The 16,973-nt window shown below is 32.6% G+C and carries 11 protein-coding genes and 1 pseudogene; 11 read left to right on the forward strand and 1 reads right to left on the reverse strand.

Features of this window, described 5'->3' with window-relative positions:
- Positions 1 to 440: 440 nt before the first annotated feature.
- A pseudogene (locus KQI21_RS03415) lies at positions 441 to 1,150 on the reverse strand (transposase); the annotation flags it as partial.
- A 122-nt stretch (positions 1,151 to 1,272) separates the two neighbouring features.
- Between KQI21_RS03415 and KQI21_RS03420 the strand changes: the two are divergent.
- Genes KQI21_RS03420 through KQI21_RS03470 form a run of 11 tightly spaced genes read left to right on the forward strand, consistent with a single transcriptional unit; the run spans position 1,273 to position 16,971 of the window.
- Entirely contained in the window at positions 1,273 to 2,295 is a 1,023-nt protein-coding gene (locus tag KQI21_RS03420) for a BtrH N-terminal domain-containing protein (protein ID WP_216482620.1), read from the forward strand.
- A 13-nt stretch (positions 2,296 to 2,308) separates the two neighbouring features.
- Positions 2,309 to 6,787 carry a non-ribosomal peptide synthetase gene (locus KQI21_RS03425; protein WP_216482621.1) on the forward strand — a complete coding sequence of 1,493 codons (4,479 nt, stop codon included), beginning with the start codon at positions 2,309 to 2,311 and terminating at the stop codon, positions 6,785 to 6,787.
- A gap of 14 nt (positions 6,788 to 6,801) precedes the next feature.
- Positions 6,802 to 7,923, forward strand: a complete 1,122-nt coding sequence (locus KQI21_RS03430; RefSeq protein WP_216482622.1) for a serine hydrolase domain-containing protein — start codon at positions 6,802 to 6,804, stop codon at positions 7,921 to 7,923.
- Positions 7,924 to 7,957: 34 nt separating this feature from the next.
- Positions 7,958 to 8,680 carry a thioesterase II family protein gene (locus tag KQI21_RS03435; RefSeq protein WP_301281720.1) on the forward strand — a complete coding sequence of 241 codons (723 nt, stop codon included), beginning with the start codon at positions 7,958 to 7,960 and terminating at the stop codon, positions 8,678 to 8,680.
- A gap of 17 nt (positions 8,681 to 8,697) precedes the next feature.
- Entirely contained in the window at positions 8,698 to 9,543 is an 846-nt protein-coding gene (locus KQI21_RS03440; protein ID WP_216482624.1) for a 3-hydroxyacyl-CoA dehydrogenase family protein, read from the forward strand.
- Positions 9,544 to 9,562: 19 nt separating this feature from the next.
- On the forward strand, positions 9,563 to 10,630 hold the full coding sequence (locus KQI21_RS03445) for an HAD-IIIC family phosphatase (RefSeq protein ID WP_216482625.1): 1,068 nt from the start codon (positions 9,563 to 9,565) through the stop codon (positions 10,628 to 10,630).
- A 21-nt stretch (positions 10,631 to 10,651) separates the two neighbouring features.
- The gene (locus KQI21_RS03450; RefSeq protein ID WP_216482626.1) at positions 10,652 to 10,924 is read left to right on the forward strand and encodes an acyl carrier protein; all 273 of its coding nucleotides are present in this window, start codon (positions 10,652 to 10,654) and stop codon (positions 10,922 to 10,924) included.
- On the forward strand, positions 10,921 to 12,078 hold the full coding sequence (locus KQI21_RS03455) for an acyl-CoA dehydrogenase family protein (protein ID WP_216482627.1): 1,158 nt from the start codon (positions 10,921 to 10,923) through the stop codon (positions 12,076 to 12,078). Before KQI21_RS03450 ends, KQI21_RS03455 begins: the two co-directional genes overlap by 4 nt.
- Positions 12,079 to 12,095: 17 nt before the next feature.
- Entirely contained in the window at positions 12,096 to 13,052 is a 957-nt protein-coding gene (locus KQI21_RS03460; protein WP_216482628.1) for a hypothetical protein, read from the forward strand.
- Positions 13,053 to 13,072: 20 nt separating this feature from the next.
- Positions 13,073 to 13,777 (forward strand): class I SAM-dependent DNA methyltransferase, encoded by a 705-nt coding sequence (locus tag KQI21_RS03465; RefSeq protein WP_216482629.1) that lies wholly within the window; start codon positions 13,073 to 13,075, stop codon positions 13,775 to 13,777.
- 26 nt (positions 13,778 to 13,803) lie between these two features.
- The gene (locus KQI21_RS03470; RefSeq protein WP_216482630.1) at positions 13,804 to 16,971 is read left to right on the forward strand and encodes a non-ribosomal peptide synthetase; all 3,168 of its coding nucleotides are present in this window, start codon (positions 13,804 to 13,806) and stop codon (positions 16,969 to 16,971) included.
- The last annotated feature ends 2 nt before the right edge of the window (positions 16,972 to 16,973 follow it).

The following is a 16,973-nucleotide window of genomic DNA, read 5'->3' on the forward strand; positions in this document are numbered from 1 at the left end:
CAAAAAATGTCGAAAAATAGAATAACAAGGAGAAAAAATATAAATAAAATTTAATTAATTCATAAAGTGTTGAAAAGTCATTCAATTTAGTGTATTATTGTTTTGTAGTTAATTACTAGTATTGCATAAATAAAATTATAGTTTGTCAAGCACTCTCGCTCTATAAAATTGTTTGCGGAATATTGGGAGTTATAGGAATAAAATGCTTTAAATCCATTAAAAAACCCCTTATTAAGAGGAATAGGTAGTTCTGTCCAAATCCCATTATAAGGAGCAGCATATGGACAAGAATACCACAAAATCCACAATAAATGAACTATTAAACATTCTTGATGAACAGAAATTTTTAAACGTGATCAACGTTTCGGATATCGATCAGTACATAAAGAAACTGACAGCCTACAAATTCTTGGAAGGAACTTTCAAAACAGCTCAGAGATACGGCGTTTGAAAGTGTTTTTCCGTGCTTGAGATCCACGAGCTGGTGCGGTATACTTTCGAAGATCTTGCGTTATGTTGACTTTATAAACCTATTGACAAATACCTTAGTTGGCCAAAGGACAGTCACTACATTCTTTTGGTCTTGTGTATTTCAATGTTTCATATTTAGGATCAAAACTGTCATAACGGTAGGATTTATCGAGAAAACAGGTTAGGGCAAAGTGTTTATCAAACCCTATTGGCTCTCCTTCGTTTCGCTTGTTATATGCAATCACGGATTGTTGTTCCATTTGATGCACCTGTTCGTATATTGGCTCATAATCATAACCAGCATCCATGGTTTGATAGCGCAAAAATGGAAGAGGAAGACCCTTAAGTAATGGATAGCTGCCTTTCCATCATTTAAACTTCCGGGTGAGAAGAGAGATTGTAAAATGTATTGACTAGATGTGCCAACGGCTAAGTGTCCTTTGTAGCCAAATCAATAGACATTCTTCCCTTCTGAGTTCTTTTTCACGCCCATTTTGGGTCTTGAGGAACCTCGGCACCTAGTTCGGCTAATGGAACGTCATTTTACAAGCCGGGAATAAGAAGCTTCGGAAGGAATGTTATCTGAAACTAGATATCCGCAGTTCAACTTAAAAGCAATCTCATCATGAAGACGTTTACCCAAATTCTTAATCGTTGGGATACGCTTAGCATATCTCACATTTAGATGAGTGAAAATTCTAAATCATTTATACTAATTATAACTAAATTATATGTTCGAGTGTCTAACTTAAAATACTATTTTTATGATAGTTTTTTGGGAGGGGAGGGAGATTTAATACAATGAACTCCGTCATGATTAATCAGAAAACAACTGGTCTTGATTGTGCAAATTTAGCAATTAATAGTCTGCTTGATTATAAAGGATATAAATACTATAGCACCCTATGGAAGCAGTGTGGACTTATGTACATAAAAACAAAAGGAGATAGCTTCGGCCAAATTAAGGGTAATTACATGAAGATGGAAGAAGAATTTTGGCTAGTTAATGGGGTGACAGTAAAAACTTGCAGACAAGAGAATCCTAATTTGCTATCAAAAGAAATTTGCGACTTTCTAAAAAAAGATGAGCCTATAATTGTATACGTTGACGTGTTTGAATTACCTTACAATAAGTATTATAAAAAGATGCATGGAAGTCACTGCGTTACAATAATTGACCAGCAAGACAAAAGTTTCACCATAATCGACAATGTATTTAGGTATACTGGTCAACTTTCCTTCGAACATTTATTAAATGCTTTAAATATTTCTTTAACAGAGAATTCAACTACATCTTTGGAATATACTTATTTTTCTTTATTAAATGCAAAAATTCCCAAAAAAGAAGAAATGTTTGAAGTGGTCAATAAGAATAATCGATTTCTAAGAGGAAATATAAATAAAGAAGAATATGAGAGGATAAAACTTGATAATAAAATAAATGAAATCGAAGTTGGATTGAATTCTATAAACCTTTTAATGGAATCATTAAAGAAAAATATGGGAATAAGAGAGTCTAAAGAAAAAGAATGGTATAAAATCCATCGAGATCTTTCAAATATAGCAAACTTACATTATTCCTATTCCTATTTTTTAGAGTATCTGGCAAAAGACGTTCCAGATTTTGAAAAAATACAAAAGAGGTATTATAATTTAGCGAAAAATTGGAACATGGCTTCAAATTTAGCTTTAAAGGCCTCCATTAATTTTCAGGAGAGCCTGCTAGATAGATTAATTAAGAAACTGACACTTATTAGGCAAAAAGAAGAAGATGTCATAGAGAACAGTGAAGATTTATATCAAAAAAACATTACGTTACTCTAAGAAGGTGTTTAATTTGAAAGAAAATTATTATTCTTTAACTCATCCTCAACGAAGAATTTGGACGGTAGAAAAGGTGTATCCGGCAACCTCGCTACATAATATTGTGGGAGCATCTTTATTAACAGGGGAAGTTGATTTCAGTGTTTTAGAAAAATCGATACAACTCTTTATCCAGAATAATGATGGAATTAGAATTAGGCTAATTGAAAAAAGCGGTACTTGCTTTCAATTTGTGAAACCTTACGAAGACGAAAAAATAACTTTCCAGGATTTTAGTGAAAATGATTTCGAATACAATCAATGGGCCAACAGTGAAGCTAAAATACCAATAGATATTTATGAAAACAAATTATATACCTTCACACTAGTCAAAACAACTAGTAAGCAAGGTTTCTTTTTTAAATTCCATCATATAATAACAGATGGTTGGTCAACTAGCTCTATGGTAGATAGAATTTGGGAAGTCTATCTTAAGATAAAAAATGGCGAAGATTATGAAGTTAAAAGTACAAATTCTTACTTAGAATATATTAAAAAAGAGGAAGAATATCTATCATCTACAAGATTTAATAAAGACAGGGATTTTTGGTTAGAAAAACTGAAGGATGTAGATATTTTACCAAAACACAGTTTCTCCACAAACCTAGAAGGGGACAGAAAAACGTTTATTTTAGAAAGAGATTTAACAGAACAAATAATAAAATTAGTTAAGGAAAGAAAATGCTCCATTAGTTCTTTGTTTATAGCAATTATCATCATTTATCTCCATAAGTTTTATCAAAAGGAAGACATTACAATAGGAACTCCTGTTTTCAATCGCTCTGGAAAAAAACAAAAAAACATATTTGGCATGTTCACAAGTACGATTCCGTTCCGTTCGGATATTGATCCAAAAGAATCCAGGATTAATTTTATCGATAGGGTACATAAAGAATTATTTAAATGTTACCTACACCAAAGGTATCCATATAATATCTTATTAAATGATTTAGGTTTTGATAAGGTAGGTTTAGATGGTCTCTTCAACATATCTGTCAATTATTATAATAAGGAAATCTTAAAAAAGATTGATGGAGACTTGGTAGAGTTATTTGAATATTACAGTGGATGTCAACAAGATTCTTTGCAAATTGTTATTAAAGATTGGCAAGAAGATGGAAGATTATCTTTAGATTTCGATTATAAGACGGACGACTATTCTTCAGAAGAGATTGACTACATCTTCAATCGTATTAATTTTTTAATGAAACAACTAACATCTAGACCATTACATAAGATTTCTGAGTTAGAGATACTGCCCCCACATGAGAAGCAATCATTAATTTCTAATAATACGAGTAAATTATCTGTTCCCGAGGATTTGACTGTTGTGGAACTTTTTGAAAATCAGGTTAAAAAAACGCCTAATAATATCTCGTTGGAATATAATGGGAAATATCTAACGTATAAAGAATTAAATCAGAAAGCCAATTACTTAGCAAAATTGCTAAGGGGAAAAGGAATAGGTAGGAATAATCTTATTGGAATTAAGGTACAGCATTCCATTGATATGATTATTGGAATATGGGGAATTTTAAAGTCTGGAAGTGCCTATTTACCTATTGATCCTGATACACCGAATGAACGGGTTCATTATATGATTCATAATTCTAATACAACCTTGCTTCTAACGGATGAATACAATTTTATTCACGAAAATATAGAGATTTTATATTTACCTAATATATTAAATGAAGAGGTTAGCTTGGAGTTTGAAACAAACCTACCATTGATAAATGAGCCAAATGATATGGTTTATACAATTTACACTTCAGGGTCAACCGGGAATCCAAAAGGAGCCATGATTAATAACGTAAATCTTCTTAACTATATATGTTGGGCTAAGAACACTTATATTAATCATCAAGATGAATCCTTTGGATGTTTTACCTCACTTGCCTTTGATCTAACTGTTACATCAATCTTCGTTCCATTAATAAATGGAAATAAGATTATCATTTATAACGAATATAATTACGATGAGTTTATCTTAGATATAATTCTAAAGGAAAATAAAGTAGATATATTAAAGTTAACTCCAGCTCACTTATCCGCAATACAACATATTAAGAAATCTAAATCTAAGCTTAAAAGGTTAATAGTAGGCGGAGATGACATAAAGGAAAGACTAGCCAGAACGATTTCTAACAACTTTGATAACCAAATAACTATTTACAATGAGTATGGACCTACGGAAGCGACCGTTGGATGTATGATATATAAATATAACCAAGAGGAAAATCAAGGTTCTGTGCCTATTGGCAAACCAATTTCTAATGTAACTATTTATGTGCTTAATAATGATCGGGAACTTGTTCCTCACGGTGCAATAGGCGAAATATATATATCAGGTAAAGGCCTTTCAAGCGGCTATATTTCTAATGAACGTCTGACAAACAGTAGTTTTATTCCTCATCCTTTGATAAAAGGGGAAAGATTATACAGAACGGGGGATTTAGGTAAAGTTTTATTAGATGGAAATATTATATATATGGGAAGGATAGATAGCCAGGTAAAAATAAATGGTTATCGAATAGAAATTAAAGAAATTGAATCTCTCATGATGAGACATGAGGGAATTGAGGATGCTTACATTGTTACTAGAACCAATACTAAAGGAAACAAAATATTGTATGCCTATTATAAGTCACCAATAAACTTAGAAGAAAATCGCGTTCGAAGTTATTTATTAGAATATCTCCCTTTATATATGATGCCGCACCAAATAATACGAGTGGATACAATACCTTTAACAAGAAATGGGAAGATTAATAAAGACGCTCTTCCTCTAACTAGTAAAAATGTAGACAGAGAACATAATAACTCCATAATGAATGGAACGACTTTGGAAGTAATAGAAGTTCTGCAGGAAATATTAAATCAGAATTCCATTACACTGGAGGATAATTTCTTTCATTTGGGTGGGGACTCAATAAAAGCCATACAGATTTCCACCAAGCTAAATAATGTGGGAATAAGGTTAAATGTTAAGAATATTATGTCTACTCCAAGAATACGTGATTTAATAGAAAAAACTACTTTAATAAAAAGAAAACATACGTTGATGAAGCCGGTAGAAGGAGAAATAGGAAATACTCCGATAGCAGCATGGTTCTTTAGACAAAACTTTAGTGTAATCCACCATTGGAATCAATCACTAGTATTAAAGTTTAATAGCAAAGTAAATATAGAAAAGTTACAGCTAACCTTTAATCATTTAATTCGGCATCATGATGGTCTTAGAATAAATGTCGATTTATCAAGAAAACAAATGTTTTATAATCAGGAACATCTAAAGATGGAGCACGAAATTCTATTTTATCAGCTAGATTCTTTCACGAAGGAAGAGGCATTACATCATATGAACTATATTGGGGAAAAAGTGAAATCTAGCTTTGATCTCGAAAAGGATTTACTAATAAGGGCAGTTTATTTTAGTATGGGAGATCGACATGAGGATTACTTATTAATAACTGCTCATCATTTAGTTATAGATGGTGTATCTTGGAGAATTCTCTTAGAAGATTTGGTGACTGTATACCAATCCTTAATAAACAATGCTGAAATCGAATTACCACCAAAAACAGATTCCATTAAAGAATGGTCCAGGGTTTTAGAGAATAAACAAAAAGAATTCTATGCTTCACAAAATTATTGGGACGACATGTTAACATCTATAAAAAAACTGCCACTTATAGATATGGTTAAACTTCATACAAATGAGGAAGTAAAAATTAGTAATGAAAAAGAATACTTGAATAAGGATGATACCGCACTACTGATGGGTGTTGCTAATAAAGCGTTTGGTACCAAGACAAACGAATTGCTAATATGTGCTCTGGCAAGAACATTAAATGAATATACTGGTGACAATAAAATTTTAATCGAATTGGAAGGCCATGGAAGAGAAGATTTGTTTGATGAAGTAGATGTATCGCGGACAGTTGGATGGTTTACGGCTATGTATCCTATTTTGCTAGAATTCAACCAATTAGAACTAAATTCGCAAATAAAATCAGTCAAAGATCAAATTAGAAATGTACCTAATAACGGTTTAGATTATGGAGTTCTGACCCAACTAAGTAATGTTATTGACGATAAAACAAAGAATAAATTGGTTCGATTCAACTATTTAGGAGACTTTTCTCAGGCTCGGAATAATTTTTTCACAATAGCAACGGATGTTATAGGAGAAGACATTTCCAAAGCTAATCATATGACGTGTTTGATGGATATAACAGTAATGATCATCAACGAAGTCATGGAGATTAAAATACAATATAGCAAAGGATTGTTTAGTAGTAAATTCATTCAGGGGTTTTTGTCAACGTATATAAACGCGATTAAAACTGTCATGGATTATTGTGCTAACAATAAAGAAATAGAGTTTACCCCTACTGACTTCGATACAATTAGTCTGTCACAAATAGAATTAGATAGGCTATTTAAATGACAAAGGATTCTAGTATGAAGATGGTACAACATAATCTAATGCAGGAAAAAATCTCAGAATTATTACCAGTACTAATGGAAAAGTATAATGTCCCAGGTATGGCTATAGCCATAATGGAAGATGGAGAAAATTGGGTGAAAACACTAGGATTCGCCAATAAAAATACAGGAAAAAAAGTAGAAGGAAATACAGTCTTTCAGGTAGGCTCTCTTTCCAAGATCGTGACAGCTTGGGGGATATTGAAACTCGTTGAACAAGGGAAAATCCAATTAGATCAACCTGTAATGAATTATATTTCAAGGTGGCAATTCCCGCGGTCAAAATATAGTCTCAATGAAGTAACGATTAGACGTATTTTATCTCATACTGCCGGCCTTTCCGTTTCCGGTTATCTAGGGGTCCACCCTAACAAAAAGTTAAAAACTCTAAAAGAATCTTTATCTGGTTTCCTCGGAATTAATAGATTAAAAATTAAGCATGAACCTGGTAAGAATGCTAACTATTCAGGAGGTGGTTATACAATCCTTCAATTGCTCATTGAAGAAGTAACAGGTAAAACTTTCCATTCATTTATGGAAGATGAGATATTTCATCCTTTAGGAATGAGAAGCAGTACATTTATATGGGATCAATCATTAATTGGAAGGGCAGCAGTGGGATATGGTAGAGGTAATAGTAAACCGTTATCTAATTACCGTTTTATTGAACAGGCTGCGGCGGGTCTTCGAACTACAATCTTTGATTTAGCCCTATTTTTAAAGGCACATCATGATACTGCAAAGCAGAGAATAGGGCCTAATGTGATAACAAGTGATAGTTTACTACTAATGCAAAAAAGAATTGATAGAGTAATACCTTATGGTCTAGGGTACCAAATCGTAACAATACCAAAGGCAAATAAAGTTCTCCTACACGGTGGAATTAATAGGGGATGGCGATCTCGATTTATTTTACTGCCTAAGATGAATACTGGATTAGTTGTCCTTACGAATAGTAACAGTGGTGAATATTTAATACGTGAAATTATTAGAGTGTGGCTGGAAAGTAAGGTTGGGAAACTTTCTGATTTTAATAGAAAGGCGCTAAATTTAGGGGAAGTTGAATCTAAGATAATCCATAAATTATTGGGTTTTTAACTTTTGTTTATAAAAACTTACATTTTTACAAAGGATGTATAGATTGGAAAAAATAAAATTTTTTTGCCTCCCTTATGCAGGAGGGTCATCTTTCGTATATCAAAATTGGAGAAAATATTTGAATGAAAATATTGAGTTAATACCGATAGAATTAGCAGGGCGGGGGAAAAGATTTCGTGAACCGTTAATGGAAAATATCGAGGATGTAGTGAATGACATTTATAACATCATCGCTGAAGATCTAGAGGATGCAACATATGCTTTTTATGGGCACAGCATGGGTACTTTACTAGTTTATGAATTATGTCATAAGGTATTAAATAATGGTCACGTACCACCTCTACATGCTTTTTTTTCAGGGAGGCTCCCACCTCATTTAAGGCATAATAGTGTTTTACATAAAATGGAAGACGATAAATTATTAGATACAATTTGGAATCTTGGTGGAACACCAAAAGGTTTTTTTCAAGATCCTGGCTTAATCGATATTTACTTGCCGATACTTCGTGCAGATTGTAAAGTGGTGGAAACGCATGAGTATAAGGAAAAAACATCTTTATTTAATTTTGGTATTAGCATTATAAATGGAGAGGAAGATGAACTAACGAATTCAAAACTAAGTGAATGGAGTATTCATACCACGAATTCGACTGATTTCTATTGGCTAACAGGTGGACACTTTTTTATACATCATCACTATAAAAAGGTTACCGAAATAATAAATAATACTTTGTCCCGTTACATAGTATTAAATTAGAAAAGAGGTAGGCTAATATGAAAACGATTGGAGTAGTAGGAGCTGGAACGATAGGGCAGGGGGTGGCTCAGGAATTTTCCTATTATGGTTATAAGGTTATCTTAGTAGATAATTCTAACGAAGCACTAAAAAACGCTGAAAAAGGAATGATCCAAAATCATAAACTTTATCAATTAATGGGAAAGAAAAAGGGGATTTCTACACCTGAAGATATGTTACGTAATATTCAGTTCTCCGCTAATTTACAGGATCTAGAACGAGTGGATTTCTTAGTTGAAAATATAATTGAAAACTATGATGCTAAAAAACAATTATATTTCGAACTAAATGAAATATGTAATTCGGATGTAATTTACGCAGCAAATACTTCTTGTATCCCTATTACGAAAATAAGTTCAAATATTAAGAAGCCTTCTAATGTGATAGGATTGCACTTTATGAATCCGGTCCCATTGAGTAATTTAGTTGAAGTAATTAAAGGATTTCATACGTCAGAGGAGACTATTAGTATTGCAACAGAGCTAATGCATGTTCTAAAAAAAGAAACGGTTGTCGTAAATGATTACCCAGGATTTGTTTCTAATCGTGTTTTAATGCTGACCATAAATGAATGTGTATTTCTTTTACAGGATGGAGTGGCTACTCCTGAGGATGTGGACAAAATATTTAAGTTAGGCTTTTCTCATAAAATGGGTCCGCTTGCTACAGCTGACCTAATTGGATTAGATACGGTTTTATATTCTTTAGAAGAATTATTTAATAATTACTTAGATCCAAAGTTTCGACCTAGTCCATATTTAAAAAAATTAGTCGATGCCGGGATGCTTGGGAGAAAAACTGGACAAGGTTTTTTCAAATATTAATAAAGTAGGTGAATCGATAATGGAAGAGGGAATGAAGGAGATAAAATGTATTGTATGGGACCTTGATAATACCATTTGGGAAGGTACTTTAGCTGAGGCAGATGATGTTAAGTTAAAGCCTGGAATAATAAAGGTTATAGAAGAATTAGATCGGAGAGGTATATTACACTCCATCTCAAGTAAAAACAATTATGACCTCGCAATGAAAAAATTAAATGAATTCGATATTGGAAAATACTTTTTATATCCAGAAGTTCATTGGAATGCTAAATCGTTAGCTATACAGAAAATAATAGAAAATCTAAATATCAACGTTGATACCATTCTTTTCATTGATGATCAAGAATTTGAGCGAGAAGAAGTTAAAAGCGTTCACCCAACAATTAGCTGTTTAGACAGCAAATATTATCAGACGTTATTAACGCATCCTAGATTAAATCCTAAATTTATTACCGAGGATTCTTATAAAAGACGAATACGGTATTTAGAAGATATGAAAAGAAAAAAAGAAGAAGCTACATATGAGGGGCCAAAAGAGGAATTTTTAGCGGCATTAAAAATGAAGTTCACTATATCAGAGGCTAAAGAGCAAGACTTAAGAAGACTAGAAGAACTTACTTATCGGACTAACCAGCTCAATTCAACAGGTAACATATATAGTTACGAAGATTTAAAAGAGTATATGGAATCTGATAGTCATCAGCTTATTGTATGTGAGTTGAGTGATAAATACGGTAGTTATGGAAAAATTGGTCTAGCTTTATTGAAAAAAACGTCGGAATATTGGGAAATTATGCAGCTATTAATGTCGTGTCGGGTAATGTCCAGAGGTGTAGGAACAGTCCTATTAACCTATATAATCCAACAAGCTAAAAAGTCAAATGTATTACTTAGAGCAAAATTTCGCCCTACAGATAGAAATCGAATCATGTATATAACATATGGTTTTTCAAATTTTAAGGAAACAAAAGTTAATAGTGATGGAACAGTTGTGTTATCAAATGACTTATCTGTCATAAACTCATATCCAAGTTATATAGATGTACAAGAAGTAATAAATAAGGAATCCAAACACCTATTTATATAATTTAAAAAAGGCGGTGTAAATATGGAAAGTATTCAGGAGATAGAAAAGACGGTTAGGTCATTCTTAGAAGAAAATATGATTTTCTATGAAAGAGAAAATAGTCTTGATAATGATGATAATATTTTTGAACTAGGATTTGTAGATTCTATGTTTGCATTGAGTTTAGTAACATTTATAGAAAATAACTTTGAAATAAAAGTAGAGAGTGAAGACCTACAAATTAGTAACTTTAGTTCCATAAATAATATAACTAATTTTATTCAAAATAAAAGACAGAGTAGAGTAATAGAATGAACAATATTTTATCGCAAGAGCAAGAAACTTTTATTTCAAAGATAAGCATGTTTTCTGAACAAGAAGTAAAGACACGTAGCAAAGATATGGATGAACAGGGATATTTTGATGAAAATTTGATTCGTAGACTTAGTGAAATAGGTCTCCTAGGTGCAACCTTTCCTAAAGAGTATGGTGGATTAGAACTGGATCCTCTAACCTATGGTTACTGTACAGAAGAAATCGGAAAAAGTTGTAGTAATACTAGGGCATTAATGACAGTACATGTTTCATTAGTTGGCGAGACAATTCTTAGATGGGGAAGCCAAGAACAGAAAAATGAATGGATTCCCCAGATGGCAAGAGGAGATAAGATAGGTGCTTTTGCGTTATCGGAAGAAAATACCGGCAGCAACGCAAAAGGTATTGCAACAACATACATCGAAAAACATAACAAATTTATTATTAATGGAGAGAAGAAGTTTATCTCTTTCGGAGATATTGCTGATTTCTTTATTGTTATCGCTAGGAATAATCAGGAAATAACAGCTTTTATCATAGAGCGGGATTTAGAAGGAATATCTACAGAGCCGATCAAAGGACTGTTAGGATCGCGTGGATCACATGTTTCAAAAATATACTTCAATAATGTTGTTGTTCCTGCTGATAGAGTTCTTGGACTAAGAGGATCTGGATTCACCTATATTGTTAATACTGCTTTAGATCATGGGAGATATAGTATTGCTTGGGGAGCATTAGGTATTGCTCAGGCAAGTCTAGAAGAAATGATAAAGTATGCGAGTAAGAGAGAGCAATTTGGAAAAAGAATTGTGGAAAATCAGTTAATTCAAGGAATGATAGGGGATGCTATGACCCATATTCACGCAGCTCGAGCACTTTGTATAGAGGCTGGTCTAAAAAGAAGAAATCAAGATACAGATTCCATCATTCATACTTCTATGGCTAAATATTATTCATCTAAGATTGCTATGGAAATAGCAACAGATGCGGTGCAAGTACATGGAGGTAATGGATGCTATAACACATTTCCGGTAGAAAGATTCTTTAGAGAGGCGAAAATATTAGAAATTATTGAAGGAACATCACAAATTCAACAACAGCTTATTGCACAGTATGGTTTAAAAAAGTATAGTCCAAGAAAAACGTTGATTTAAATGAGGAGTAATAGAAAATGATAGGAATAAAATCGATAGAATTCTATATACCTGACAATTTATATCCTGTTAGAGAATTAAAGGAAGTTCAAGAGCTGACACCTGAGCAACAAAACATTCTTTCACTAATGAAATTGGAAACTGTATCTATTGCAGAAGAATATGATAATACAGAACTTGCATATGAAGCCTCTAAAAAAGCATTAACTGCAGCAGGAATTACTCCAGAAAATGTGGATGTTGTGATATATCTTCAAAGCAGATCTCCCAAATATTTAATGAGCTCAGAAGCAACACGTCTACAGGAACTTATAGGTGCAACCAACGCATACAGTTTCACAGTAGCAGATATGGGTTGTACGAATATTAATATAGCCTTATCACTAGCTAGAAACATATTAACCTCCGATGAGAACGTTGACAACATACTAATTAGTTGTGGAAGTAAACCCACTGGAAAAGACCGGTATCGTGAAGCGGTCACAGTAATTGGTGATGGTGGTATGGGGGTAGTGGTATCTAGGTGTGAATCTAATCAACTGTTAGATATTAAAATTAAGACAGATGGCAGATTTTGGGATCTTTATAAGGTGGAATACAAAGACAAATTAGTAGACGAATATAAGGAAATTTGTACTAATTCTAGGTATAAATTTGAATTATCGATAGCTAGCCGAAATAATTTTAAAATACTTAATTCAGAATTGTTAGGCAATAATTTTGATGAAGTAAATGGTGTTATTATGCAAAACTTATCAGAATCAGCATTTACATTTAATGAAGAGGCGCTTCAAGTCAATCTTTTAGAGAGTTGTTTTCAAAATTGTAGAATGTATGGCCATCTAGGATCCATTGATATTATGTTGAATTATAAGACCAGCTTACAAAATGGTGAAATTAATAAAGGTGATAAGGTCCTAATAATGAATAATAGTCCAGTTGCGTGCTGGAGCTCGTTATTAATGAAGGTTTAGAATTTGGGAGGTTAATAGACTTGGAACCTTATGAAGAATTCTCTAGGGAATACAATAACTATCAAACTATCTTCACACGTTTATATAATAGTTTTTTAAGAAAAGTACAAGTAAAACATGAGATAAATTTTGAAAGGACCCTAGATTTAGCATGTGGTACGGGGTTGCTAATTTCAAAAATAAGATCAAAAGCAGAAAAAGTAGTCGGTTTAGATTATAGTCCGGAAATGTTGAAATTAGCGATTGAAAGTTATTCACATTTTCCTAATGTAGAATTTATACAGGGAGACTTCCGTAAATTTTCATTACCTGATAAATTTAGTTTAATCATTAGTAGCTTTGATTCGTTTAACTATATCGATCACATTGATGAACTAGACTCCATTTTTTCGTGTGTAGCCAGTCATTTAGATAAGGATGGCCATTTTATATTTGATGTTGTAAGCGAAAATTACTATATGAAAATTAACGGGACTTCTATCAGTACTGAAAATTCAGGCTTTCAAAATAAAATTACCTATAATTCGGATTTGAGGAAAATGACAAGTGTATTTTCTTTTCGTAATGGAACCGAGGAACATCATCAAATACCAATTGAGCACACAGATGTATTAAAAAGTGCAAAAAATAATGGATTAGATATTGTAGGGTCCTTTTCTAGTTTTAACCTCGACCCATTAGTAGAGTCTTCGGAAAGGCTTTTTTATATCATGAAGCATAAATAACGAGAATCACTGTTGAGGTGATATAAATGGGAAAAATAGATAAAAATAATGTAGAAGATATAGTCGGCTTAACCCCTATGCAGCAGGGCATACTTTATGAATCCCTAAAGGATCCCGAAAATGATATGTATTTTGTACAAATTAGTCTGAAATTAGATGGAATAATAATTGAAGACTATTTCAGGAAAGCCTGGGAGTTCGTTATGGAACATAATAATAGTTTAAGAAGTATATTCGCATGGGAGAATTTATCAGAACCGGTGCAAGTAATATTAAAGAAAATTACGCCATCAATTAGAGTGGATGATTTATCAACTAAATCATTGGAATATAAGGATTGGTTTTTAGAAGATAGGAAAATAAAAGATCGAAATGAACGATTTGTCCTAAACAAAGGACCTCTTTTCAGAATAAATCTAATCAAACTTAGCTCTAGCATTTCATATGTCATGATTAGCTTTCATCATATTCTATGGGACGGTTGGAGTACCAATATTATCCTAAAGGAATTCTTTCAGTATTATGATCATCTCACAAAGGGCATTGAACCTATAATAACAAATGAGAAGGCGCAATTTAAGGATTATATTAAATGGATTCAATCCAAAAATTCGCTAGAAGAGTCGGAGTATTGGAAAGGTTATCTAAAAGGATTTGACACAAAGACTTCCCTATCTTCAACAATGATATCTAGTTCTAACCCAGGTAAGATTCAAGGATCACAAATTACCTTGTCAAATAAAATTGTAGATAAACTAAAGGAATTATCAAAAAAACAAGAAGTTACAATGGCTACAATACTTTATTCAGCATGGGGATTACTTTTGCAGAAGTATAATAACACCGATGACGCTGTGTTTGGTACAACTGTTTCTGGAAGGCCGAATCATATTGGTAAAATCAAAAATTCTGTGGGCTTATTTATTAATACAGTTCCACTAAGAGTCAAAACTAATAATGTTACAAGAATTAACGAGTTATTAAAAAAAGTTGGAGAAGAACTAAGTGAACGATATCAATTTGAAAGTACTTCATTGGTGGATATTAAATCTTATTCTAATATCCCAACTGAAAGTCAATTATTTGATTGTATCGTAGTGTATGAGAATTATCCTGTAGAAGATTGGTATCGTAATGGAATTGAATCCTTAAAAGTAATATCATACTCAACCTCTGAAAAAACAAATTATAGCGTAGTAGTTGAGGTTAGCGAAAATGATGAATATAACATCAACCTAAGATATGACAGTCAAGTATTTGACGAGGAAACAATAAATAGAATAAAAGAACATTTGTATCAAGTTATACTAGAAATTCTTGAAAACCCATTTGCAAAAACTTCTGATCTACAAATTATAACGGATGAAGAAAAACGACAAATACTTACAATGAATAAAAGTAATTCTGACTATCCAAATAAATGTGTACATGAACTGTTTGAAGAACAGGTAGAGAAGACCCCTAATTATATTGCTGTTACGATGGATCATAATAAACTAACTTATGAAGAGTTAAACAGAAGAGCAAACCAAATGGCTAGAGTACTTCGGAATAACGGAATAAAAGCAGAGAGTATCGTTGGGATTGCTACAGATAGATCCATTGAGATGATTATTAGTATGCTTGCAGTCATGAAAGCGGGTGGTGCGTATCTACCAATCGATCCGAGTTATCCTGACGATAGGATTAAATATATTGTGGAAGATTCAAAAATGGAATGTCTCTTGGTACAAAGTAAATTAAAGGAAAAGTTTCAATCTTTTTCAACGACAAATATGTTATGGATGGATGATTCATCCTTATTTGAGGGGGAAGGTACATCTAATCTGAATATTTCCTCTCAGAAGAATGATTTGGCCTATGTGATATACACTTCTGGGTCAACAGGTAATCCAAAAGGGGTTTTGATTGAACACCAATCAATCGTAAATACATTAACTTGGCGAGCTGAATATTATCATTATACAGAAGTGGATGCAGTATTACAGATTCCTCCTTTTGTTTTTGACAGTTCGGTCGGAGACATTTTTACATCCCTTATTTCGGGGGCTAAGGTTGTATTATTTCGATCCGAAGACAGACTTGAAATGAATAAACTAGCAAGGCTAGTACATGAGGAGAATGTTACGAACTTTTTAATTGTCCCTAGCTTATACAAAAAATTTATCGAGAATCTAACCTATGATTTACCGAGTCTCCGCTTTGTAACATTAGCAGGAGAAGATTTAACCGAAGGGCTAGTAGAAGATCATTTTAAACGATTTGACCATGTAGATTTGTATAATGAGTATGGCCCAACGGAAAATAGTGTTGCTTCAACTGTATATAAGTTTGATAAAAATAATATCCAAGTTAGAATTGGTACCCCTATTCACAATACAAATTGCTATGTGATGGACAAGAAAAATAAAATACAACCTTTTGGAATTACTGGTGAGTTACAAGTGAGTGGAAGAGGACTAGCACGTGGATATCTTGGTAATAAAGGATTAACGAATGAAAAGTTTTATTACAACCAAGAGATGGGAGAAAAATTATATAAAACGGGCGATTTAGTAAAACTACTACCAGATGGAGAATTAGTATATATCGGTAGAGTAGATAATCAAGTAAAGATTAGAGGAAATCGCATTGAATTAGGGGAAATTGAGAGAAAATTAATGGAACACGACCAGATAAAAGAAGCGATTGTTACAACAAAAGACGATGAAAATAATGGAACTAAAAAACTTGTTGCCTATATTGTGAAAAAAGAACATATTACGCTTGAGTCGATTAAACAATTTATCTCAGAAAAATGTCCTAATTATATGGTTCCAGAATATGTTATTTTCCTAAAAGAGATTCCATTAACACTTAATGGAAAAATCGATCGAAAAGCATTGCCGAACCCTAAAGGGAATTTGAATAACCGAGAAATGGAATCCCCCATTAATGAAACACAAGAAAAATTAGTAAGAATATGGCAGCAGTTATTAGATAGACAGGATATTGGTGTGCACGATAAATTTTTTGATGTTGGTGGTGATTCATTAAAACTAATCAGTTTGACAAGTTTAATAAATAGGGAGTTTGAAACAACGTTCAATGTTAAGGACTTATTTAAATATCCTAGTATTAGCAGTCTTTCAAAGATAATTTTAAAGGAAGAAAAAGATATGAAAGAGAAGAAAACCCTTGCTTTTAAATACTAAAT

The organism is Virgibacillus proomii, assembly GCF_018916875.1.
Classification (GTDB): Bacteria; Bacillota; Bacilli; order Bacillales; family Amphibacillaceae; genus Virgibacillus; species Virgibacillus proomii_B.